Annotated in this window: 26 protein-coding genes; 16 read left to right on the plus strand and 10 right to left on the minus strand. The window is 55.6% G+C overall.

The window, feature by feature from the left end:
* Nucleotides 1-22: 22 nt before the first annotated feature.
* A complete protein-coding gene (locus tag KO486_RS04660; RefSeq protein WP_216036070.1) occupies nt 23-1,135 on the plus strand; it encodes an S-(hydroxymethyl)glutathione dehydrogenase/class III alcohol dehydrogenase in 1,113 nt (370 codons plus the stop codon).
* A gap of 30 nt (nt 1,136-1,165) precedes the next feature.
* Here the strand turns inward: KO486_RS04660 and KO486_RS04665 are convergent, their stop codons facing one another.
* A complete protein-coding gene (locus KO486_RS04665; protein WP_216036071.1) occupies nt 1,166-1,783 on the minus strand; it encodes a TetR/AcrR family transcriptional regulator in 618 nt (205 codons plus the stop codon).
* A 62-nt stretch (nt 1,784-1,845) separates the two neighbouring features.
* Nucleotides 1,846-2,022 carry a hypothetical protein gene (locus KO486_RS04670; RefSeq protein ID WP_216036072.1) on the minus strand — a complete coding sequence of 59 codons (177 nt, stop codon included), beginning with the start codon at nt 2,020-2,022 and terminating at the stop codon, nt 1,846-1,848.
* 152 nt (nt 2,023-2,174) lie between these two features.
* Between KO486_RS04670 and mbfA the strand changes: the two genes are divergently transcribed.
* The 8 genes from mbfA to KO486_RS04710 are packed head-to-tail and all read left to right on the plus strand — an operon-like array spanning nt 2,175 to nt 8,588.
* Nucleotides 2,175-3,149 carry an iron exporter MbfA gene (gene mbfA / locus KO486_RS04675; protein WP_216036073.1) on the plus strand — a complete coding sequence of 325 codons (975 nt, stop codon included), beginning with the start codon at nt 2,175-2,177 and terminating at the stop codon, nt 3,147-3,149.
* Between the two features lie 37 nt (nt 3,150-3,186).
* Complete coding sequence (locus tag KO486_RS04680; RefSeq protein WP_216036074.1) at nt 3,187-4,110, plus strand: AEC family transporter; 924 nt, start codon at nt 3,187-3,189, stop codon at nt 4,108-4,110.
* 9 nt (nt 4,111-4,119) lie between these two features.
* Nucleotides 4,120-4,815 (plus strand): nitroreductase family protein, encoded by a 696-nt coding sequence (locus KO486_RS04685; protein ID WP_216036075.1) that lies wholly within the window; start codon nt 4,120-4,122, stop codon nt 4,813-4,815.
* Nucleotides 4,815-5,642, plus strand: coding sequence for an S-formylglutathione hydrolase (gene fghA, locus KO486_RS04690; protein WP_216036076.1), 828 nt, complete (start codon nt 4,815-4,817; stop codon nt 5,640-5,642). Before KO486_RS04685 ends, fghA begins: the two co-directional genes overlap by 1 nt.
* A 7-nt stretch (nt 5,643-5,649) precedes the next feature.
* Entirely contained in the window at nt 5,650-6,096 is a 447-nt protein-coding gene (locus KO486_RS04695) for a YaiI/YqxD family protein (protein WP_216036077.1), read from the plus strand.
* A gap of 28 nt (nt 6,097-6,124) precedes the next feature.
* Nucleotides 6,125-6,745 (plus strand): HAD family phosphatase, encoded by a 621-nt coding sequence (locus KO486_RS04700; RefSeq protein ID WP_216036078.1) that lies wholly within the window; start codon nt 6,125-6,127, stop codon nt 6,743-6,745.
* Nucleotides 6,742-7,659: an ornithine cyclodeaminase gene (locus tag KO486_RS04705; protein WP_216036079.1), complete on the plus strand. Its 918-nt coding sequence runs from the start codon at nt 6,742-6,744 to the stop codon at nt 7,657-7,659. Before KO486_RS04700 ends, KO486_RS04705 begins: the two co-directional genes overlap by 4 nt.
* Nucleotides 7,656-8,588 (plus strand): alpha/beta hydrolase, encoded by a 933-nt coding sequence (locus tag KO486_RS04710; RefSeq protein WP_216036080.1) that lies wholly within the window; start codon nt 7,656-7,658, stop codon nt 8,586-8,588. The genes KO486_RS04705 and KO486_RS04710 overlap by 4 nt, the downstream gene beginning before the upstream one ends.
* 9 nt (nt 8,589-8,597) lie before the next feature.
* Here the strand turns inward: KO486_RS04710 and KO486_RS04715 are convergent, their stop codons facing one another.
* Nucleotides 8,598-9,845, minus strand: a complete 1,248-nt coding sequence (locus KO486_RS04715) for an MFS transporter (protein ID WP_216036081.1) — start codon at nt 9,843-9,845, stop codon at nt 8,598-8,600.
* A 125-nt stretch (nt 9,846-9,970) separates the two neighbouring features.
* Here KO486_RS04715 and zapE point away from each other — a divergent pair, with 125 nt between their 5' ends.
* Nucleotides 9,971-11,053, plus strand: a complete 1,083-nt coding sequence (gene zapE, locus KO486_RS04720) for a cell division protein ZapE (protein WP_216036232.1) — start codon at nt 9,971-9,973, stop codon at nt 11,051-11,053.
* On the opposite strand, the gene KO486_RS04725 is transcribed toward zapE, so the two are convergent.
* From KO486_RS04725 to KO486_RS04755, 7 genes are all read right to left on the minus strand, one after another.
* Nucleotides 11,050-11,922 (minus strand): LysM peptidoglycan-binding domain-containing protein, encoded by an 873-nt coding sequence (locus tag KO486_RS04725; protein ID WP_216036082.1) that lies wholly within the window; start codon nt 11,920-11,922, stop codon nt 11,050-11,052. The two genes, zapE and KO486_RS04725, sit on opposite strands and share 4 nt — an antisense overlap.
* 18 nt (nt 11,923-11,940) lie before the next feature.
* Nucleotides 11,941-12,597, minus strand: coding sequence for a rhodanese-like domain-containing protein (locus tag KO486_RS04730; RefSeq protein WP_216036083.1), 657 nt, complete (start codon nt 12,595-12,597; stop codon nt 11,941-11,943).
* 235 nt (nt 12,598-12,832) lie between these two features.
* Nucleotides 12,833-13,447, minus strand: coding sequence for a rhodanese-like domain-containing protein (locus KO486_RS04735; RefSeq protein ID WP_216036084.1), 615 nt, complete (start codon nt 13,445-13,447; stop codon nt 12,833-12,835).
* A 150-nt stretch (nt 13,448-13,597) separates the two neighbouring features.
* Nucleotides 13,598-14,134: a hypothetical protein gene (locus KO486_RS04740; protein WP_216036085.1), complete on the minus strand. Its 537-nt coding sequence runs from the start codon at nt 14,132-14,134 to the stop codon at nt 13,598-13,600.
* Nucleotides 14,135-14,180: 46 nt separating this feature from the next.
* Nucleotides 14,181-15,449, minus strand: coding sequence for a folylpolyglutamate synthase/dihydrofolate synthase family protein (locus tag KO486_RS04745; RefSeq protein ID WP_216036086.1), 1,269 nt, complete (start codon nt 15,447-15,449; stop codon nt 14,181-14,183).
* A complete protein-coding gene (gene accD / locus KO486_RS04750) occupies nt 15,446-16,384 on the minus strand; it encodes an acetyl-CoA carboxylase, carboxyltransferase subunit beta (RefSeq protein ID WP_216036087.1) in 939 nt (312 codons plus the stop codon). Before accD ends, KO486_RS04745 begins: the two co-directional genes overlap by 4 nt.
* Before the next feature lie 107 nt (nt 16,385-16,491).
* Nucleotides 16,492-16,863, minus strand: a complete 372-nt coding sequence (locus tag KO486_RS04755) for an ACT domain-containing protein (RefSeq protein ID WP_216036088.1) — start codon at nt 16,861-16,863, stop codon at nt 16,492-16,494.
* Between the two features lie 113 nt (nt 16,864-16,976).
* On the opposite strand from KO486_RS04755, the gene ilvD reads away from it, so the two are divergent.
* The 6 genes from ilvD (at nt 16,977) to KO486_RS04785 (ending at nt 23,471) form a co-directional block, all read left to right on the plus strand.
* Nucleotides 16,977-18,740 (plus strand): dihydroxy-acid dehydratase, encoded by a 1,764-nt coding sequence (ilvD, locus tag KO486_RS04760; RefSeq protein WP_216036089.1) that lies wholly within the window; start codon nt 16,977-16,979, stop codon nt 18,738-18,740.
* Nucleotides 18,741-18,744: 4 nt separating this feature from the next.
* On the plus strand, nt 18,745-19,416 hold the full coding sequence (locus tag KO486_RS04765; RefSeq protein ID WP_216036090.1) for a hypothetical protein: 672 nt from the start codon (nt 18,745-18,747) through the stop codon (nt 19,414-19,416).
* An 86-nt stretch (nt 19,417-19,502) separates the two neighbouring features.
* The gene (locus KO486_RS04770; RefSeq protein WP_216036091.1) at nt 19,503-20,276 is read left to right on the plus strand and encodes a DUF6478 family protein; all 774 of its coding nucleotides are present in this window, start codon (nt 19,503-19,505) and stop codon (nt 20,274-20,276) included.
* Between the two features lie 9 nt (nt 20,277-20,285).
* The gene (locus KO486_RS04775; RefSeq protein ID WP_216036092.1) at nt 20,286-20,675 is read left to right on the plus strand and encodes a hypothetical protein; all 390 of its coding nucleotides are present in this window, start codon (nt 20,286-20,288) and stop codon (nt 20,673-20,675) included.
* An 88-nt stretch (nt 20,676-20,763) separates the two neighbouring features.
* Complete coding sequence (locus KO486_RS04780; protein ID WP_216036093.1) at nt 20,764-22,782, plus strand: NADPH-dependent 2,4-dienoyl-CoA reductase; 2,019 nt, start codon at nt 20,764-20,766, stop codon at nt 22,780-22,782.
* A 17-nt stretch (nt 22,783-22,799) separates the two neighbouring features.
* Nucleotides 22,800-23,471, plus strand: coding sequence for an SGNH/GDSL hydrolase family protein (locus tag KO486_RS04785; protein WP_216036094.1), 672 nt, complete (start codon nt 22,800-22,802; stop codon nt 23,469-23,471).
* The last annotated feature ends 34 nt before the right edge of the window (nt 23,472-23,505 follow it).

The raw sequence follows: 23,505 nt of genomic DNA on the forward strand, positions 1-23,505 counted from the left end.
TGCAAACAATGGAGTCCCAATCATGAGAACACGCGCAGCAGTCGCTATGGAAGCCGGCAAACCCCTCGAAGTGATGGAGGTCAATCTGGAAGGCCCTCGCGCCGGAGAGGTTCTTGTCGAAATCAAAGCCACCGGCCTTTGTCACACAGATGAATTTACGCGTTCGGGTGATGATCCCGAAGGTATCTTTCCTGCAATTCTAGGGCATGAGGGCGCGGGCGTTGTGATTGAAGTTGGTGAAGGTGTTACCAGCCTCGAAGTTGGCGATCATGTGATCCCTCTCTACACTGCGGAATGCCGTGAGTGCGAATACTGTCTGAACCCGAAAACCAACCTGTGTCAGGCCGTTCGCGCGACACAAGGGCAGGGGCTTTTGCCAGACGGATCTACACGGTTTTCCATGCTCGACGGCACCCCGATCCACCACTACATGGGCTGTTCGACCTTTGCGAACCACACGGTTGTGCCAGAAATCGCGCTGGCGAAGGTGCGCAAGGACGCGCCATTCGATAAAATTTGTTACATTGGTTGCGGCGTCACCACAGGCATTGGTGCAGTCATCAACACGGCCAAGGTCGAGATTGGCAGCACCGGCATCGTGTTCGGTTTGGGCGGTATCGGGCTGAACGTCATACAAGGGCTGCGGCTTGCTGGAGCGGATCAGATCGTGGGCGTTGATCTGAACGACAGCAAAGCAGAAATGGCGACGCATTTTGGTATGACCGATTTCGTCAATCCGTCGAATGTCGATGGCGATATCGTCGCGCATCTGGTTGAGCTGACGGGCGGCGGCGCTGACTATACGTTTGACGCCACTGGCAACGTGAATGTTATGCGTCAAGCGCTGGAATGCGCGCACAAAGGGTGGGGAGAGAGCATCATCATCGGCGTCGCTGGCGCTGGGCAGGAAATCTCGACCCGTCCGTTCCAGCTGGTCACAGGGCGCAGCTGGCGTGGCACCGCCTTTGGCGGAGCGAGCGGGCGGACTGATGTCCCGAAGATTGTGGATTGGTACATGGACGGCAAGATCGAGATCGACCCGATGATCACGCACAAACTGACCTTGGACGAGATCAATCACGGGTTCGATCTGATGCACGAAGGTAAATCCATCCGCGCTGTTGTGGAGTTCTAAATCCTATAGGTCCGCCTCGGTGAGGCGGGCCTATTTAGCGTAACGGGCGAGGAAGGTTTCGACAGCGCCAGTTACGATCCGCTGCTTATCATCGTCGGAAAATGAAGTGTCCATGTTGAAAATCAAACGTGGGAAAAGGTCTGCTTTGCAGAGTTCATGGAACTGGTCAGCCGCCAACGGCAGATCATCGATTTCCAACTCATTACGGGAAATTGCGACCTTTAGGAATTCTATCAAACGATCTCGAACAAGGGCTGGGCCACTCTTGTAGAATTCCTGCCCCAACTCAGGGAAGCGATCCCCTTCGCCGACGCAGAGCCGATAGACGCGTTGCCCGAAATCTGATGTGAAAAACCGCACCATCTGCCATGCAGCGCTCGTCAGAACCGTCGCAACGGGCAGCGACATGTCGATAGATGCAACGGCCTCATCTGCCTGCCGGATGCATTCGGACTTTGCGACCTCCATGAACAACAAACGTTTATCGGGGAAGTAGCTATAGAGCGTCGCCTTGGACACGCCAGAGGCTTTCGCGATGTCGTCAACACTCGCGCCCTCAAAGCCGTCGGACATGAAAATATCGCGCGCGCCATGAAGCACTTGGTCGAACTTGCGTCCGCGTTTCACCTCTGGTGGTCCGTCAGCCATTTTTGGGATCTCCTTGCCCCAATTATAAACTGATCCGTTCAGTTCGGGCAAGAAGGGGCGAGCTACTCATCGGTGAGCGGGGTGACCGTCGTAGCGTCAACCGAAAGCGCATCTTTTGTCACTGTGACGTCGTCCGCTGGTGGGAACCACAAGTTTGGAAGGGAAAATGACATTCCGCCAGCGCTTGCGGCGGATGCCAGGAAAATACCGGCTGTGGCGGTCAGGATTAGGTTTTTCATATTGGGTTCCTTTTGCGTAAGTGAACTGTGTTTCCAGATAACTAAACCGATTCGTTTAGTTTGCAAGAATAAAATGAACTGAACAGTTCACTTTCTGCGCTTGACCCTCCAGTTCACGGCTATAAATTAGAATCATTCTAGAAAGGATCGACATGCTGACTGGATTGACCAACCGCCGCCGTTTCAAAGATCTCTCCGAGCAAGAAGTTCTCGCGCTCGCGATTTCGTCCGAAGAAGATGATGCACGGATCTATCGAACCTATGCGGAACGCTTGAGAGAAGAGTTTCCTGCTTCTGCTGAGATCTTCGAAGGCATGGCGGTTGAAGAAGACGGGCATCGCCAACAGTTGATCGAACTGCACCAATCGCGGTTCGGAGACGTAATTCCGCTTCTGAGACGTGAGCACGTTGCTGGTTTTTACGCACGACGCCCCGTCTGGCTCGTGGAAACGCTTGGCTTGGACCGCATACGCGAAGAAGCGCGGCAAATGGAAAAGGATGCTCAACGGTTTTACGAAACCGCAGCCGCAGCCACGCAGGACGCTGCGACGCGTAAATTGCTGGGCGATCTTGCCGCAGCCGAAGCTGGGCATTCAGAACTTGCCGATACCCTCGTTGATCAAATGTCCCCTGACGCCGACGCCGAAGAAAAAGACACGGCACATCGTCAGTTCGTCCTGACTTGGGTGCAGCCCGGTTTGGCGGGATTGATGGATGGGTCCGTTTCGACACTCGCACCGATTTTTGCGGTGGCTTTTGCAACACAGAACACATGGACGACGTTTCTGGTTGGACTCGCGGCAAGTATCGGTGCTGGTATCTCTATGGGCTTTACTGAGGCCGCCAGCGATGATGGTCAAATATCGGGCCGCGGCTCACCGCTAAAGCGCGGGTTTTCGTCTGGTATCATGACAACGGTTGGCGGGCTCGGACATGCAATGCCGTATCTGATCGCTGATTTTTGGACCGCGACGGTGATCGCTATTGCTGTGGTCTTCGTTGAATTGTGGGCCATTGCGTGGATCCAGAACAAATACATGGAAACGCCCTTCTTTCGCGCGGCGTTTCAGGTCGTTGTGGGCGGTGCCTTGGTCCTTGCGGTGGGTGTGTTAATCGGGAGCGGATAGACTGTTACGCGGCATGAAGGGGTGCTAACCCTTAACCATGTGGGACATTTTTCTTCAGACCTTGCCGTTTTTTGCCTTGATCGGGCTTGGCTATGGCGCGGGCCGCACAGGGTTCTTTACCCCTGAGGCCACGGCCTATCTCACCAAATTCGTGTTCTACTTTGCCCTGTCCGCAATGCTGTTTCGGTTTTCTGCGAACCTGTCGATCGTAGATATTTTTGATTGGCCGTTTGTGTTGGCATATCTTTGGGGCACGCTGTTCGTTTACCTTCTTGCGACAGGCGTGGCCCTACTGCGCAAACGCGGCGTCGAAGAGGCCGCTGTCGAGGCCCAATGTGCGGTCATCGGAAATGTCGGCTTCCTTGGCATTCCGATGTTGGTGCTCCTATTGGGGGAACAGGCCGTCGGGCCGGTGGTGCTGGTCCTTGCCGTGGATCTAATCGTCTTCGGATCGTTGATTGTGATCCTCATCACCGGATCGCGCGATGGGCGTATGTCTATCGGGATACTTAGAACGGTCGGGATAGGCTTGCTGAAGAACCCAATGATCGTTTCGATCTCTTTGGGGTTGGTCGTGTCGTCGTTTGCCTTGCCGATCCCTGCGCCGTTGAATGAATTCCTGTCGATCCTTGGGGCCGCCGCTACGCCCGGCGCGTTGTTTGCGATTGGCGCGTCATTGGCGGGTAAATCGGCAGAACGCATTGCTGTTGCGGGTTGGCTTTCATTTGCCAAATTGATTTTGCATCCCGCTGCCGTGGCCTTTGCCGCGCTTGTTATATTTCCCGTCGATCCTTACGCCGCTGGTGTAATGATTGCCGCTGCCGCCTTGCCCGTGGCGGGAAATGTCTACATCCTTGCGCAGCACTATGGAGTCGCACCCGCGCGGGTATCTGCGTCCATTCTGTTGTCCACCGCCGTAAGCGTTGTCACAGTGTCCGCCGTGATTGCCGCCGTAACCTAGAGGTCCGAAATGAGCGAAACCGCCCCCGTCTATTCAGCACTGCCACTGCCTGATCGCGCAGACTATGACGATGACCAGATGTTGGTCGAGGCAGAGCAGTTCTATGCTCACGTTAAAACGCGACATTCGATCCGGGAATACAGCGACCGACCTGTACCAAAGGCCGTGATTGAAGCCTGCGTTCGCGCGGCAGGAACAGCGCCGAGCGGTGCGAACCAGCAGCCGTGGCATTTTGTGGCAATCAGTGACCCCGCGATGAAGTCCAAAGTTCGCAAAGCGGCCGAGGACGAAGAAGTGAAGTTCTATAGCGGTGGAGGCGGTGATGCGTGGCTCAAGGCGTTGGAGCCAATCGGCACGGATGCCTCTAAGCCCCACCTTGATATCGCGCCATGGCTTATCGTGATTTTTGCCCAGCGATGGGGCGAACGGAACGGCGAGCGGGTTAAGCATTATTACGTCCCCGAAAGCGTTGGCATCGCAACAGGCATGCTGATCACGGCTTTGCATACGGCTGGGCTGTCCTGTCTTACGCACACGCCAAATCCGATGAAGTTCTTGAACGAACTCTGCGATCGTCCCGAGAATGAAAAACCGATTATGATTTTGGCAGTTGGCCATCCCGCCGCGGACGCATCGGTGCCGGCTGTGGCCAAAAAGAAAAAAGACCTTTCCGAAATTCTTACGACATACGAGGCGAACTCCTGATGGAAACCATATCTGAAAATCGCTGTTTCGGCGGTGTGCAAGGCGTCTACAAACACCGATCAAACGCAACGGGAACCGACATGACGTTTGGCTTGTTCCTACCCGAAGAAGCGCAGGACGGTCCCGTGCCGATCTTGTGGTTCCTGTCGGGTCTTACTTGCACCCACGAAAACGCGATGACCAAGGCGGGTGCACAGGCTTGGGCCGCCGATCACGGCATCGCGCTGTGTTTTCCAGATACATCCCCAAGGGGTGACGACGTCGCTGATGATGATGCCTATGACCTCGGGCAGGGCGCTGGTTTTTACATCGACGCGACCCAAGAACCTTGGGCGAAGCATTTCAAGATGTGGAGCTATACGGCGGATGAATTGCCCGCGTTGATCGGTGAACACTTTGCAGTCGATATGACGCGACAGTCGATCACGGGGCATTCCATGGGCGGGCACGGTGCGCTGACAATGGCTATGGCATTGCCGGGTCGATTCCGGTCTGTTTCGGCATTTGCGCCGATCTGTAATCCAACGAACAGCGATTGGGGCCGAAAACAATTTGCCGCGTATTGGGGTGATGAATCCAAATGGGGACCTCACGACGCAACGGTGCTCATGCAGGGTGGTGGCTTTGATGGGCCAATGCTGATCGACACGGGGACCGATGACCAGTTCTGGGATCTTTTGGGCGCTGAGGCATTTGCGGGCGCAATGACCGCCGCAAAACAAGACGGGCAACTTCGTCTCCAGAAAGGCTATGATCATAGCTATTTCTTCATCTCATCCTTCATGGAAGACCACGTGAATTTCCATGCCGAGGCGCTTTGGAAGTGAGGCGCTCATGATTTACGTTGATGCGGATGCCTGCCCCGTAAAGGCCGAAGTCGAAAAGGTCGGCACACGCCATGGCGTGAAGATGTTCGTTGTGTCCAACGGTGGTTTACGGCCATCCCAGAACCCCTTGGTCGAGACGGTCATCGTACCAGACGGCCCCGACATCGCCGACATCTGGATCGCCGATCGCGCGGTTGCGGGTGATGTTGTCATAACGGGCGATATCCCACTTGCTGCCAAATGCGTCGAAGCGGGCGCGCGGGTCCTCAAGCACAATGGCGAAGCCCTGACGCAAGCCAATATTGGCAACATCCTTGCGACACGTGACCTGATGGCCGACATTCGCGCGGCGGACCCGTTTCGCCAAGGCGGCGGCAAGGCGTTCTCAAAGGCGGACCGGTCGCGGTTTCTGGACGCTTTAGAACGGGAGCTTCGTGCCGCAAAACGTGTGTGAGAGCTGTGAAAACCGGAGAGAAACCCCAATGACCATTCGTGCCGTCATTTTTGACATTGGTAACGTGCTGATTGAATGGCAGCCCGAACGATTTTTTGACCGCGTCATCGGCGCTGAGAAACGGGCTGAGTTTTTTGCTGCTGTTCCGATTCTTGAAATGAACGCCCGTGTAGACGCGGGTGAGAATTTTCACGATGCAACTGCGGGCCTGATGTCAGCTTATCCCGACTGGGCGGACGAAATCAGCCTTTGGCGGGATCGCTGGATAGAAATGGCATCCCCCGCAATTGACCATTCTGTAAGGCTGCTGCGCGCATTGCGTCACGCCAAGGTACCCGTTTTTGCCCTGTCGAATTTCGGTGTCGAAACGTTAGAAATTGCTGATCGGGAATATCCGTTCTTGCAAGAATTTGACTGTCGGTTCATCTCGGCGGAGTTAGGGATTTCAAAGCCTCACGCCGAGATTTACGAACGTCTGGAAAAAGAAACCGGCCTGCCGGCAGACAGCCTGATGTTCACCGATGACATTGCTGAAAACATAGCCGCCGCCGCCACTCGCGGCTGGAAGACACACCTCTTTGAAGGTCCAAAAGGGTTTGCCGAGAGGCTTATCGCCGAAAACTTGATTACTGCTGAGGCCGCACAATGACCGTGATGATCCCATTTGAGGACGGACAAAAGCATCTTGATTGGATTGGCTTGACCGATGCGCTTGCCGTCGGTCACCTCAGGCCTAAGGCGACGGTTGAAGACGTGTTTTTATATCGCGATCCTGACACCCTGTTGAACCGTTCGGCGTGGATCGACGGTATGGGGCTTGCGATTAAGTGCGCCACGATTTTTCCTGACAACAGAAAAACCGACACCCCGATGATACATGGGGCGGTGAACCTGTTTTCCGACAGTGATGGGCAGCTCGAAGCGATCCTGGATTTTCATCTCGTGACCAAATGGAAGACCGCAGGTGATAGTCTTTTGGCCGCTCGACGGTTGGCGCGCCCTGATAGCAAAAACATCCTGATTGTTGGTGCAGGGACAGTTGGGCGTTCTCTATGGCAGGCCTATGGCGCTGCCTTTCCAGATGCGCGATTCAAAATTTGGAACCGCTCACTTGAAGGCGCCAAACAGTTTGCACATGACTGCGAAGGCGTGGATGTCGCCAACGATCTGGAGGCTGCGGTGCGCGAAGCGGACATCATCACATCCGCCACCATGACTACGGAACCTATCATTAAGGGTGACTGGTTACAGGCGGGCCAACACGTTGATCTGATCGGCGCGTATCGCCCCGACATGCGCGAGGTCGATGACGTTGCATTGCAGAAATCACGTATCTTTGTTGATAGTTATGAGACGACAATGGGCCACATTGGCGAGCTTAAGATCCCGCTTGAAGCAGGCACAATTGCGCCGGAACAAGTGATTGCAGACTACTATGAACCGGAACGGTTCTTGAGGGGGGCTGACGATGACATCACGTTGTTCAAGAACGGCGGTGGTGCGCATCTGGACCTTATGACGAGCCGATACATTCTCGATGTATGGAAAGGGCGTGCAGCATGATGGGTTGGATCATACCACTTTTGGTCATCGGCGTTGTCGCGGCATTGCCTTGGTTCGCTGAAGGTCAACGACATAGTGCAGAAGCATTTCGCGCTCAGGCGCCGGGTCGTTTTGCCAAGCTTAGCCAAGGGGTAACGCACTACCAGTGGCTTGGCAGCGCACGAGGGCCAGTGGTCGTTTGTGTGCATGGTTTGGCGACGCCCAGCCCGGTCTGGTATGCCATCGCGGACGGCTTGGCAAAGCTCGGGTATCGGGTCTTGGTTTACGATCTTTATGGGCGCGGGTTCTCTGACGCGCCACGCGGCGCACAGGACGGTGACTTCTTTGGGCAACAACTTCTTGACCTGTTAGAGCATCAAGGGCTGGAAGATGACGTAACTCTGATGGGGTATTCCATGGGAGGCTCAATCGCGACCCATTTCACAGCACAAAACCCAGGTCGTGTTCGGCGTTTGGTCTTGTTGGCGTCTGGGGGCGCATGGTTGCGCGAAGACAAGCTAATTCATTTCAGCCGCACGATTCCGTTCTTCGGGGACTGGTTGTTTGCTGTTTTGGTGTCTCGAATTGAACGCCGGAACTTGAGAACGCAGTTGGGCAAGAACTACGACATCAAAGGCATCGTTGAACTCCAATTGGCCGAATACCAAAGCCGTGGCTTTGTGCGATCTGTACTGTCCAGCCGCCGTCATATGCTCGATGATATGCAGGAAGACGCCCATCGCACCATCAGCCGTGAGGGCGTTCCTGTGGTCGCGATATGGGCCGAAAAGGACGAAATCATCCCTCTCAAATCATTGGGCACTTTGACCCAATGGAACAGGGCCATCCGACAAGAAGTCGTTCAAGGTGCCGCTCATGACATCGGCTATGCCAATTCTGCCGAGGTCATTGATCTCCTTGCTTCGGTGCTACGAGAAGACATGTCTTAAGGCCGCCGGCTATGCTGGGTTGGGGGTCACTGGCGCAGATCGGTCTTCTTTGATCGGCAGATGGACAATTGCAGAGAAGGCTCCGATGCCTACGCCAACCCACCAAACGGCGGTATATGACCCATAGGCATCATAGAGAGCGCCGCCGAGCCAGACCCCCAGGAACGACCCCATCTGATGGCTGAAAAACACGATCCCATAAAGCGTGCCCATATAACGCAGCCCGTAAATGTGGGCGACAAGACCGCTGGTCAGCGGGACAGTCGCCAACCACAGCGATCCCATAATAACAGAAAATAAGATGACTGTCGTCGGGGTGATCGGGAACGCAATGAACAGGGCGGCGGCGATAGTGCGGCCCGTGTAAATTCCCGCTAACAAGTATTTCTTGGAGTACCGTTTGCCGGCCCAGCCGGCCAAAAGGGTTCCCGCAATATTGGCCATGCCGATCAGCGAAATAGCCACAGCCCCAAGCGCGGACGTCGTGGTGATGCCAATACTGTGCAGTGCACCACCGGGCAGAATAGGGCCGCACATCTCGGTGATCATGGCAGGGAAGTGCGCGGTTACGAAAGCCAGCTGATAGCCACATGAAAAGAAGCCAAGGAAGATTAGGGTGTAAGACGGATCGCGAAAGGCGCGTTTGATCACTTGGCCAATGGTTTCTTCGAGTTCCTGTTTCCCCGCGGATTGCGGTGCGCGCATCATTGGCAGCGCCAGCAACGACGCGAGGATGAGCCCTGCGAAAACTACGAACACAGATTGCCACGGCATAAACCCAAGCAAGACCTCCGCCATCGGCGCGCCAAATACTTGACCAGCGGACCCCGCGGCGGTGGCGATTGCAAGTGACATTGAACGGTTTTCATCCGACGCGGCGCGCCCGACAACGGCTAGGATAACGCCGAATCCCGTACCTGCGACGCCGAACCCCACAAGCCATGCGTAAGATTGCAGAGCGAATGGACTGACAGCCTGCGAGGACAGCACCAAGCCTGCGGCATAGATGATCGCGCCAAGGATAATCGCTTTGCGATCAGTGATCCGTTCCGCCAATGCGCCAAAGATCGGTTGGCCAATGCCCCACGCGAGGTTCTGAAACGCAATCGCCAAGGAAAACTCGGCGCGGGCCCAAGAGAATTCTTCAGCGATAGGGATTTGAAACACGCCAAACGATGCCCGCACCGCAAAGCTGACCATGATGATGATACACCCAGCAACGAGGACGGGCGTAATGAGGTTTGATTGACGTTCCATCGGGCGACTTTGGGCGTGAAACGGTGGCGCGTCAATTTCGAAGATGTGGTTTGCGCAATCACGTAGATCGATGGGACTGTCTGATGGCAATTGATGCTGCCACGTCAGCACGGTATGCCACTGATATGGGAACGATCCAGTCAGAATATCAGTCTCGCGTAGACGCAGGCGTGTTGCACGATGATCCAGTGCAACGCGCAGCGTTGGCCGCGCTGGAACGTGTGCGCACGGATGTGCTGGCGGTTCCTGCGGCCCCCAAAAAAAGCCTGTTTCGTAAGGCAGCCCCCGTTCAAGGCCCCAAGGGTTTGTATCTGTGGGGCGGTGTGGGGCGCGGCAAATCCATGTTGATGGATCTATTGTATGAAATGGTGGAGGTCCCCAAGCAACGCAGCCATTTCCACGCGTTTATGCAGTGGGTTCATGAGGCGATCGCAAATGCACGCAAAGACGGGGTTGATGATGCAATCGCTCCTGTCGCGGCGGACCTCGCGGCGCGGGTGCGGTTTCTTGCGTTTGATGAGATGCAGATCAGCGACATCACGGATGCGATGATTGTCGGGCGCTTATTCGAAGCCCTGTTTGATGCGGGTGTAGTTGTTGTTACGACATCCAACCGTGTTCCTGATGATCTTTATAAAGATGGATTGAACCGCCAGCTGTTCCTGCCGTTCATTGATCTCTTGCGCGAGAAAATGGTGGTGCATGAACTGGCGAGCGATATGGATTATCGACAGACCGTCTTGGAAGGCGCAGCGGTTTATTTCAGCCCAGCAAACGGTGAAGCACGACAAAAAGTCGATGCTTTGTTCGTCGGGCTGACGCAGGGCGAAGTTGCCCCGCTGACTTTGCGGGTCAAAGGCCGAGATGTGGTTGTGCCGGCTTTTGCCAATGGCGTGGCACGCGCGAGTTTCCGGGATCTCTGCGGGGTGCCGCTCGGGGCCGCTGATTATTTGGCCTTGGCGGACGCGGCACGGGTCTTGATCCTTGAAGATATTCCGAGGCTCAGCCGGTCCAACTTCAACGAAGCAAAACGTTTCGTTACGCTGATAGACACGTTGTATGAGGCCAAGGTCCGCCTGATCGCATCCGCTGCTGCCGTTCCAGAGATGCTGTACGTTGAAGGAACTGGGGTGTTTGAGTTCGAACGCACAGCCAGCCGCCTCCGCGAGATGCAGGGCGAAGACTGGGGCCGCGACGCAGAGCTTTAGATTTGCGGGATCACCAAACGCTGGCCAACGCGGATTCGATCAGGGCTTGAGAGCAAGCCCTTGTTTGCTTCGAATATCTCTTCGTAATGTGTGATTACGCCAAAGAACTTGATCGAAATCGCACCAAGGCTGTCGCCAGATTGAACTGTGTAGAATCGAGCTTCGACATCATCATTAGCCCGCTGAACGATACGGACTTCCATGCCTTGTACATCGTCGGGTGACACTTCTGGAATTGCGGGAGCCGCCGCCCCAGCTGCCATCTGCGCTTGGGTTACGATATTGGTCAGCATGACGGAGGTGTCCACACGACCGTCAGAAGTCACAAGGATTTCGGGAACTGCGACACCGTTCGCAGCGGCTTCGTTGACGATCCGGTCAATGCTTTCGTCGGTTTCACCTGCACGCAATGCGGCAATTACGATTGCCTCGAAGGAGTCGCGCTCGTCTAGAACCGAATGCTGTCCGGTCGCGGCTTCGATGCCAGCCAAAATGTCGGACGTTGACTGTCGTTGTAACTGACTATTGGTCGTCACTGGTTCTACGCCAGCAAACCCGAGTTCGGCCAAGACGTTGTTTGTCATGTCTGACAGGCGCGTATCATCTGTATCAGGGCGTGCCACATCCACACGACGAGGTGCTTGAACGATCGCCGTCGGAGCAACTGCCGGAGTAGCGGTTGGTGTTGTCGCTTCTGTCGCACGCACCAATGCATCAATGTCTGGCGCGAAGGCACGCGTGACTTCAATATCGACGGGCGCGCCAAGTCGATCAGCTGTGTCTACTTCGCCGTCAGCGAATGGCCGGAATATGATCAGCCCACACAAAACAAGTGCAAAGGCGAAAAGGGCGACAGTTGTTCGGATCATGCTTAAACCTTTATCGGGTTAGTTAGAGGTCGCTGAGTTTTGAGTGGTGAGGCCTACGTGCATCCACGCCTGCAAGCCTCCTCGATAGTAGAATAGTTTTTCTGGCGGATAGCCGGCCTCGATGAGGTTGTTAACGGCTGTACGCGCATCCGAGGACCAAACGCCACCGCTAAACATGGTGAGGGCCATCGCGTCTTGGAAATCCAACGCACCGGTCGACGTTTGCACCGCGCCCAAAGCCAACAAAATATCTGTGCGGTATCGGTTATCGGGCCCAAGCGTGACGTGGGGGACGTTGACCGCACCAAGAATGGACCCGTTTGAGAATGCATCGGCTCCGCGTGTGTCGAGCAGCAATCCTCGCCCGTTTGTGACTTCGCCTTCCATAAATTCAAGGACTTCTAATTCGCCAAGCGTCGCGACGCCGTCGGCCGAGATCATGGGCTGTAGGCAGTTTGGCGGACATGCGCGAGACGTCCGCGCGAATTCGCCCGTTAGGGTGTTGTCGATGTTTTGGTCACGCGACACCGTGAATGTGCGGCCGTTTAAAGTGAATGTGGCATCCGATTTGAATGTCGTAATGCGGACATCCTGTGCGCTTACTGCGCTGCCGATTGCCACCGCAGTAAGCGACACGGCCAGTCGACTAACACTTTTTGCACTTGCGATATTCATCGTTGTTAAGTCCTAAGTTTCGCTGTCCGGGACGCTATTGTTATGTGACCAATGAGAGGCGCGCGCCCCGATTTCCCAAAGGTTTTGCCTGTATTAAACAAGAGGACGAGCCTAAAGCTCGCCCCCCCGCCCTGCCAAGATCGTGTCGATCACCTGTGTCAGGGGATCGCAATGCGTAAGCCATGATCTGCACGCCGGAGGGGAAGGTGCAGAAAGGCGTGAAAACCGTGCCCGTCTATTGCGGGGGCTCGGCGGTTGTTAATCCTAAGGTCGTCCAAACCTGCATGCCGCCGCGATAGTACGCGATTTTGTCAGGTGGATAGCCTGCGCCCAGCAAGTCAGAAATCAAAGTTTGAGCGTCGTTTGTTGCGGGTCCGGCGTCAAAGACAACCAAAGTCATAACGTCAGAAAAATCGAAGATGCCCTCAAATTGTTCCGCCCCAAGCGCCATGATGATTTCATTACGATAAGGGTTCTCGGGTGAAACGGTCGTGGCGGGAATGTTCACGGAGGCCGGGATAATGCCAACCGTCCGTTGGTCGGGATTTCGAGCGTCCACCAAAAGCCCGTCACCGGTTTCTACTTGTGATGACAAGAACTGGATCACGTCCAATTCACCCAAAGTGGCGACATTTTCGGCGACCGTCATTGGGGAGAGGCAGGGCGTTGCGCAGGTTGCACTAATCTGCGTCAGGGCGGTGATCGTTGTTGGATCGACGACGCTCGTGCGAGATATAACGATCTCGTTGCCTTGAAAGGTAAACACGGCGTCTGCTGTCACAGGGAACGTCTCAGCCGCAGAAACTGTGGCCAGCCCAATCAATGTGCACGCAAATGCTGTGCGGTTCATCCCTCGTCCCCCAACGACTTCGTTCTAGATGTAGTGGGCTTCTTGGCAGACCCATAGCACAGCTAGACGTTTCAAACAGATATAGAGGTATCGCGAATCAGTCGTCAAAGGAAAAACGAATCACTGGTTCGATTTTTTGTCGTTAAAGGCTTATTCGCTTGCTGATTGCGCAGAGCGCGGGAGGCCACCAAGTAGCGCCACACCACCGCAATCGAGGTCTGCGGTGCCGGCAATGAAGACTGGAAATCGCGTATAGCGGCTGATCATGCTGTCGGTGTGCCAAACGTTGTTCACACAAAGGTCCTGCGCATTTGTGCCGGAATTAAACCCAAATCCGGGATCGCCGCAATCATCGGCCCGTCCACCAGCGTTCCATGCTTGACCTTTTTCACTGTCGTGCATGCCGCCTGTGTGGAACACCATTCCACGCGGGTCGAAAGACAAATTCCAGCTGGTCGACGGCCCAAGTTGGCTGAGATCCCAAGCCCCTAAAGGAACATCGTCCTTAAAGCCCTGGATAAAAAACCCCGTAACATCGTCATGTGTCAGAAGGGATCTGTTCATGAGAGCATCTGGAAGGCGCATAGACCCTTCCAAGCGATAGCCATTGTCGCCCTCCCAACAGAATTCGAAATCAGCGGCGGCGGCAGGGGTGGCCAAAAAGCTTAAGATCAAAACACGTAACATGAGGCCATTTATTCTATAGCGCGACATGTGGATCAAGGGCGTTTGATTAGGCGTTTTCCCGCATCACGTGACCTGCGAAATACAAAGACCCACAAATCAGAATACGCGCGTTTGGGGACTGCGCGCAAATCGCGTCGATCGCAGCAAATATGCTCGGCGCAGTTTCCGCAGGGATACCAGCCTTTATCGCGGCCGTAGCAGTGTCTTCGGCAGGGAGTGTGTTCTTTTCGCCGGGAATAGCGACGGCTGTCAGGCTTTCCGCGAAGTGCGCGAGCGGCTCCATGAAACCGACAACGTCTTTGGTGTTGAGCATGCCACAAATGAGACGGGTTGGACGTTTGGGCAACGTCGAAAGCGTTGCTGCGATGGCGCGCCCTGCGGCAGGGTTATGCCCCCCGTCCAGCCAAACTTCTGCGGGCGCGGCGTATTCTACAACTTTTCCGTTTCGCAGTCGTTCCATTCGAGCGGGCCATGTGGCTTGCGACATTGCAGCTTCGCAAGCGGCCTCATCCGCACCGAGATGGCGTAGGGCGGCCAAGACCGCACCCGCGTTTTGCACCTGATGTGGTCCGGGAAGGGCGGGCAACGGCAAATCCAGCAGTCCGGTTTCGTCCTGATAGGTCAGGCGCCCGTGTTCTTCGTTGACATGAAAGTGCTGCCCATAGGCGATTACCGGCGCGCCGAGACGCGCGGCCGTGTGTTCAATGACATCCATGGCTTCGTCGTGTTGTGGGCCAACGATACAGGGCACGCCACGTTTGATGATCCCAGCCTTTTCGCCAGCGATTTCGGCGAGGGTATCGCCCAAGAACTGCTGATGATCGAGGTCGATTGGCGTGATGATGCTCACCACAGGGTCCATCACATTGGTTGCATCCAACCTGCCACCAAGCCCGACCTCAAGAAGTGTATAATCCGCTGGCGTCTCAGAGAATGCCAAAAGCGCGGCGCAGGTCGTTATCTCGAAATAGGTAATATTCTCGCCGTTGTTGGCGGCGTAACAGCGATCCAGCGCGGCGGTGAGGGCCTCTTCTGAAATTAGCTCACCGGCAAGCCGGATGCGTTCATGGAAGCGGGCTAAGTGCGGCGAAGTGTAGGCGTGAACGCGTTTGCCCTGTGCCTCAAGACCCGCACGGATCATGGCTTGGGTGGACCCTTTACCATTGGTGCCCGCGATATGGATCACGGGGGGTAGGCGGTCTTGTGGATTGCCCAATGCATTGAGCAATCGCCACATGCGATCCAGTGTGAGATCGATGATCTTCGGGTGCAGTGCCATCATCCGTTCAAGGATGACGTCCGATCCATTGGTCACTCTTTCGCATCCTCAGCAGGTGCGGCCTCATCGGGGGTCTCGTCCGCTGCAGGGTCGGGCGCGGGCAAATCACCTGCGATTGCCGGAGGCAAACCCATCAGCATGCGCGTGATTGTGATCAATTCTTCGCGCATTTTCCCACGTGGTGTCACGCGGTCCAGCATTCCGTGATCCAGCAAGTACTCTGCTCGTTGGAAACCTTCGGGAAGCTTCTCGCGGATCGTTTGTTCAATCACACGTGGTCCCGCAAAACAGATCAGCGCATTGGGTTCCGCGATGTGAACATCCCCAAGCATTGCGTAAGACGCAGTCACGCCGCCGGTCGTTGGGTGGGTGAGAACGACGATATAGGGAAGGCCTGCTTCTTTCAGCATTTCAACCGCGACTGTGGTGCGCGGCATTTGCATGAGGGAAAGAATGCCTTCCTGCATACGGGCGCCGCCTGCAGCGGAGAACAACACAAGCGGGCGGCCCAGCTCAACTGCGCGGGTCGCGGCTGCAATAATGGCGTTGCCGACATACATACCCATGGACCCACCCATGAAGCTGAAGTCCTGCGCCGCCGCCACGATAGGCGTGCGGCCAATCTCACCCTCAACGACCAACATGGCTTCTTTTTCGCCAGTGTTGCGCAAAGCGGCCTTCATCCGGTCAGGATATTTCTTTTGATCGCGAAAGTTGAGCGGATCAGCGGTGGGGGCTGGCACATCGACTTCTACAAAGACACCGCCGTCGAAAAGCGCAAGAAACCTATCGCGGGGCGTGATGCCCATGTGGTGTCCGCAAGACGTGCAGACATTCAGGTTTTCGGCCAGCTCGCGGTGAAACAACATGGTTCCGCACTCGGTGCACTTGCTCCACAGGTTTTCAGGCACCTCACGGCGCGAGAAAATCGAATTGATCCGTGGGCGGACGTAGTTGGAAATCCAGTTCATGCGTGGCCTCTTATGACGTTGCGTTCGAAATAAGCCGCCCGTGGGCGAATTGCAATCAGAGCCGCCTTTGAAGTCCGCTTAAGACAACATACCATGCCGATGGTGTCTTAGGTGAAAACATGCCCCGCACCAATGAGGGCAGCTCTGGCCCTGTCTGTTTCAACCATGCGCACCAGAAGATAGTCTCGCAAGTGGGTGGAGATCACGAAAACACCTAGCCCAGCGGATGAAATCGGGGCGACGGCGGCCATCACAACACCGGGTTCATCGAGTTCGGCCAGTGTGTCGACGCGCAGCGCGCACCAGCCATGATCGGCGTCCGTGGGCGCGCGTTCGGACAGGCAAACGATTGAAAGTTCGTCTTCGGCGCGGGTGATGCTGACCAAACCTGCACCCTCGGCCCAATTGGGCAGGGGGGCGTCAGCGGGAAGGCGACAAATGCTATAGCCGCCCGTCAAAGTGGAAAACGAAAGCTTCATGGCCTAAGGGTGCGTTATTTCGCTGCGGGTTGGAATAGCAGACTTTCGGCCCTTGCCCCGTTGGCCCGCGCGAATTAGACCGTTTCCAACTTACTTTTGCGAAGGACGCTGTCATGACCAACACCCGCACAGATAAAACCAACCTGCCGAGCCGCCACGTCACTGAAGGGCCAGCACGCGCGCCACACCGGTCTTATTACTATGCCATGGGCATGACCGAGGAAGAGATTTACCAACCGCTGGTTGGTGTTGCGACGTGTTGGAATGAGGCAGCGCCATGTAACATCGCGCTGAACCGTCAAGCGCAGTCCGTGAAGATGGGCGTTAAACATGCCAACGGCACGCCACGTGAATTCACAACCATCACCGTCACAGACGGCATCGCGATGGGCCATGAAGGTATGCGTTCTTCATTGGCGTCCCGCGAGGCGATCGCTGATACGGTTGAGCTGACCATGCGCGGTCACTGCTATGACGCAATTGTTGGTCTGGCTGGGTGTGACAAGTCCTTGCCGGGCATGATGATGGCGATGGTTCGTCTGAACACGCCGTCCGTATTTATATACGGCGGTTCCATTCTTCCGGGTCGTGCACCCGTTGGCGCGGCAGTTCCCGAAGATTTCGCGAATCGCGATCTGACAGTTCAGGATATGTTTGAAGCCGTGGGCCGTCAGCAAAACGGGACCATGACTGAAGCCGAGCTTGAAATCCTCGAACGGGTCGCATGTCCGTCCGCAGGTGCGTGTGGTGGCCAGTTTACCGCCAACACGATGGCCTGCGTGTCCGAGGCGATTGGCCTTGCGTTGCCAAATTCGTCTGGTGCACCAGCGCCTTACGAAAGCCGTGACCAGTATGGCAAAGCCTCTGGCGAAGCCGTTATGAACCTGATCGCCAAGAACATTCGCGCACGCGATGTGGTGACACGTCAGTCGCTGGAAAATGCGGCGCGCGTTGTAGCTTGTACCGGGGGGTCCACGAACGCAGGCTTGCACCTTCCAGCTATCGCCCATGAAGCGGGCATTGATTTCGATCTGTTCGATGTTTGTGACATTTTCCGCGAGACACCTTACTTTGTCGATCTTAAGCCAGGCGGCCAGTACGTCGCCAAAGACCTTTATGAAGCAGGCGGTGTTCCTGTTGTCATGAAAGAGCTGCGCAAAGCTGGCCTGTTCCACGAAGACTGCATGACGGCGACTGGCGAAAGCATCGGCCACGAACTCGATCTGATCGACCGCGAGGCGGATGGCCGTGTGATCTACCCTGCTGCCACTCCAATTACGCCGACAGGTGGTGTTGTTGGTCTAAAAGGCAACCTCGCGCCGGAAGGTGCGATTGTGAAAGTAGCTGGGATGTCCGCTGATGAGCAGTCGTTCACAGGACCTGCCCGTGTATTTGAATGCGAAGAAGATGCATTCGATGCCGTGAAAAAGCGCGAATACAAAGAAGGTGAAGTTCTGGTTATCCGCAACGAAGGCCCTGCAGGTGGCCCAGGTATGCGTGAAATGTTGGCGACGACAGCTGCGTTGTCCGGTCAGGGCATGGGTAAGAAAGTTGCACTGATCACCGATGGTCGTTTCTCGGGTGCGACGCGCGGTTTCTGTGTTGGGCACGTTGGCCCAGAGGCCTACCGCGGTGGGCCGATTGGTCTTCTTAAGGATGGTGATGTGATCACTATTGATGCGGTGACGGGTGAATTGTCCGTTGATCTGTCAGACGACGAACTTGCACAGCGCAAGGCTGATTGGGCTGGACCTCGTGAGACGATCTATTCCTCCGGCGCGCTTTGGAAATACGCCAAGTTGGTGGGCGGCGCACAACAAGGTGCGGTTACCCATCCAGGTGCCAAGGAAGAACGTCACATCTACATGGACCTGTAAGACCGTGTTAGTACGTGCGTGTGTTTTAGCGGTTGCTGCCTTTGGTTTGGTCGGGTGTGATGACGTATCAGGCACCGTGACCGACGGATTGGCGCGTCTTGGCGCGCCGCGGGATGCGACAGCTGAAGGTATTCGCACGCTCTCGCTTTTGCAGGGTGATGTCTTGGTTCGTGGCCCAGAGGGCTATTGCGTGGACCAAGCAGCCAGCAATGCCCGCCAAGGGTTCGCTGTGATGGCGGGATGTGCATTGATGTCACAAGATGCAGCCATCATGCCAAGTCTGGACGGGTTGATCACTGTGCAAGTCGGTGCAGCAGAGACCTCTAGCGTTGGGGGCAACGAAGAGGCGTTCGCGGCCTTTCTTAAGACCGACGCGGGCAGAGGTTTGTTGGCCGCGGACAATGACATCGCAAGTGTTGGCGAAATCACGACCATTGCTGATGATGGCGCGGTGTTGGCTCGGTTCGAAGATGCATCCGGTCCCACATTCCAAGGAACCACAGGTCCACAATGGCGCGGGTTCTTGGATGTGAAAGGGCGCTTGGTTACGATCACGGTGCTGAGCTTTGAACGAAACGCTCTCAGCCGCGGCGAAGGCGAACGATTGTTAGGTGCGACACTGGCAGAGTTCGTTGAGGTCAACACATCCACCGACACTTCGGAAGAAAACGGCTGATTCTAGTGGGAAATTCCCGCTAATTGTTTCCTTTCTCGAAACAATTTGGCAGGTATGGTTCTGAAGTTAAGATTCGTTTGGGACCCATGGGCAAAGAAAACATAGGTATGTTGGAGAAGGTGCTTTTGCGTCGTGCGCGTGCGTTTTGGTCGCGTGCGGCGAATAAGGCTGGCTCGACTGATTTGACGACCCTGCGTCGTCAACGCACCGAGGCCCAGCTCCTACGTCACAATCTGGATGAACTGACGCACCAAGCCGACAACCGTCTTGCTTTGCCGCGGATCGGTTCGATGTCCTTTCCCAAACCAGCCGGCACGGATTGGTCTTGGCGCCCACAGCTTTGGCGCGGTGCATTGCCGTTCAAGGGGCTAAGTGCCGTCGAAAGCAAAACGCGACTTGGCGACGAGGTTACGATCTTTCATGATTGTCACATCTCAGAACTGTCCCTTCGCCAGTTGCGGAATTCAAGAGAAGCTGACCTTGCACCGTACGGGCTGCGTATGGACGTGTTCCGGTTCGATGGGTCCTTCCTTAGCCTTGTTCTCAACCTCCCTGATAGTTCCTGCGACGGGCTTCTAAGAAGCCATCTCGTTCGTATGGAAGTCATCGTAGAGGTTGAAAAGCCACTCGAGATTTTCGCCCGACTGAACGTGCGCCACGGCCCGAATACGGAACAGATCGTTCGTGAATTGCCTTTGAACGATGACAAGGTGATGGTGGAATTTGATCTCGCTTATACCAAGCTCAATGAAAAACGGGTTGAATCCATGTGGGTCGATCTGATTTTCGAAGGACCGGAAATGAACCAAGTCACGTTGCGTGACGTCACATTCTCACGCAATCCACGCGCTGACCTGTAGGAGGCCGCGATGTCTGAAACGATCGAACTGACAAAACTGCGGCTTGCTGAAGGTGTTTGGCACGGGGCATTGAAACACAACGGACAGGCGGACTGGCAGCCGAATATCGAAGTCACCCATCTGGACTATGCGGTTGATGGTGTTGTCATCGAAGAGGACCGCGTCGAAGAACACTGGTTGGTCAGTGTTCCTGTCCCGATAAATCGGATTTCTGACGGCGTTCAGACCTTTGTTATTCGTGATCGAAGTGATGATACGGTGTTGGGGAACTTCTCAATCATCGCAGGTGATGCGCTGGCCGAAGACATTCGCGCTGAGCTGTCGCTGGTTCGCGCTGAGCTGGATATGCTTAAAAAGGCATTCCGCCGTCACTGTGTTGAAACCGCCGACAACAGCTAAGTTGGGGTAAGGCGGGTGACGTCGCGTTTAAAGTGACCTTTGCGTAAACCTTTGGCATGGTTTCTGAAACCTCCTGAAAGGGTAACCTATGTCCTCTTATCCGCACCTTCTCGCGCCGCTCGACCTCGGGTTCACGACTCTCAAGAACCGCGTTTTGATGGGGTCCATGCACACGGGCCTTGAAGAAACCCGCGACTGGAACCGCGTCGCCGAGTTCTACGCCGAGCGGGCGCGTGGCGGGGTAGGCCTGATGGTGACGGGCGGAATGGCACCGAACCCAGAAGGTGGCGTATTTCCTGGTGCGGCAGGATTATTCAGCGAAGCAGACATCGCAAACCACAAGATCGTAACCGATCGTGTCCATGATGCAGGTGGCAAGATCGCGATGCAGATTTTGCATGCAGGACGCTATGCCTATTCGAAAGACTGCGTTGCGCCGTCCCCCGTCAAATCGCCGATCTCTCCGTTTCCTCCGCAAGAATTGGATGAAGACGGCATTGAAAAGCAAATCACCGATATGGTGAAAGCGGCCACTCGTGCACGCGAAGCTGGATACGATGGCGTCGAGGTTATGGGGTCCGAAGGGTATTTCCTGAACCAGTTCTTGGTCACACATACGAACAAACGCGAAGACCGTTGGGGCGGTTCATATGAAAACCGTATGCGTTTACCTGTTGAGGTGGTTCGACGCGTTCGTGAGGCCGTGGGGGACGATTTTATCGTGATTTACCGTCTCAGCATGATTGACCTGATCCCGAACGGTTCAACGTGGGAAGAAGTCGTGATGCTGGCCAAAGCGATTGAAGCTGCGGGTGCCAACATCTTGAATACAGGGATTGGCTGGCACGAAGCCCGCATTCCGACGATTGCAACTTCGGTGCCACGCCGCGCGTTTACGTGGGTGACCAAGAAACTGATGGGCGAGGTCACGATCCCGATTATCACGTCCAACCGCATCAATACCCCACAGGTGGGCGAAGACGTTCTCGCGGATGGATGCGCTGATATGGTGAGCATGGCGCGACCGTTTTTGGCTGATCCACATTTTGTCACCAAGGCCGAAGCAGGAGACGCGCCGTTGATTGCGCCATGCATTGCCTGCAATCAAGCCTGCCTTGATCACACGTTCTCTATGAAGATTGCGTCCTGTTTGGTGAATCCGAAAGCGGCCCATGAAACGGAACTTCTCCTGACGCCGTCTGACAAGTCCGTTGCAATTGTCGGCGCTGGGCCTGCGGGGTTGGCGTCTGCTTTGGCGGCAGCAGAGCGGGGTATGGCCGTTACGCTGTTTGATCGGGCTGATGAAATCGGCGGGCAGTTGAACATGGCAAAACAGGTGCCAGGCAAAGAAGAATTCTGGGGGTTGGTCGATTATTACCGCGCGGCTGTCGCCAAGGCGGGTATCAATCTCCGGCTCGGGCAAACTGCAACGGCAGATGATCTGGCCGATTTTGATGAGGTCATCATCGCGACAGGTGTCATGCCCCGTGATCCACAGATCGAAGGTCAAGACGGTCCGAATGTGTTGTCCTATATAGATGTGTTGCGCGGCAAAGCGGACGTTGGCAAACGCGTCGCCATTATTGGCGCTGGTGGCATTGGCTTTGATGTTGCCGAATTCCTTGTAACGGATGGCAGCCCGACCGAGAATCTGGACGAATGGCTGGAAGAATGGGGTGTCGGCGACCCCGCAGCGACCCGCGGCGGCATTCGCCCTGAGGGACCACAACCAGATGCGCCTGCGCGCCACGTCACACTGCTTCAGCGTAAGGCAACAAAGCTCGGCAAGGGTTTGGGTAAGACAACGGGGTGGATTCATCGCGCAACGCTAAAGATGAAAGACGTGCAAATGGTTGCGGGTGTGAACTACGAACGCATCAACGAGAATGGCCTTCACGTTAGCTTTGGTGAGGCCCGCGAGCGCCCCACTTTGATAGAAGCTGACACCATTGTGATGTGTGCAGGCCAACTTCCTGAACGTTCGCTGGCTGACGCATTGGACGCCAATGGGATCACCTGCCATGTTATCGGTGGTGCGGATGTTGCGGCGGAACTCGACGCAAAGCGCGCGATTGATCAGGGAACCCGACTGGTGGCGTCCCTTTAGTTAAGGGGGCGAACGACATGGGATTTCTGAACTGGACTGCAGCACTTGCCGTAGCATTAGGGCTGACGGCTTGCTCCTTTGTGCCGACATCCGTTGATACGGACGCCGATGTCATCGTCGTTGGGGATTCCATTCTCGCGTGGCACCGTGGCACGGGGCTTTCTATTCCGAGCGTGGTTGAGCAGCAGTCCGGCCTAGATGTTAGTAACGTGTCGATTAGCGGTGCGACGTTCTTGGGATCGCGTGGAATCCCGACCCAATATGCCGACAGTGATTGGGACTGGATGATTGTTGATGGCGGCGGCAATGATCTTTTGCCGACCTGTGGCATGCCTGACGCTGGGCGTGTTCTGGATGCACTCATCTCACAGGACGGACAAAGCGGTGCGATGCCTGCGTTCATCTCTCGTGTTGCGGGGCAGGGCGTCAACGTCATCCTGCTTGGTTATTATCCTGTGAGTGAACGTGGGGGCGCATTTGCTGGTTGCGTGACCGAACTTGATGAATTGTCGGCGCGACAAGCGCGGTTCGCGGAAACGATCTCTTCGGTGACATTTGTTGACGCCGGAAAAGTCGTTGGATCTGGCGATGAAGCGGCTTACGCCGAAGATTGGGTGCATCCATCACCGCGCGGCGCGGCTTTAGTTGGGCAATTGATAACTTCCGCGATCAGGGCAAACGGATCGTGAGGGCCGCAAGTAAACACCGCGTTTCTGTGTTTCC

The organism is Octadecabacter sp. B2R22 (assembly GCF_018861045.1).
Classification (GTDB): Bacteria; Pseudomonadota; Alphaproteobacteria; order Rhodobacterales; family Rhodobacteraceae; genus Octadecabacter.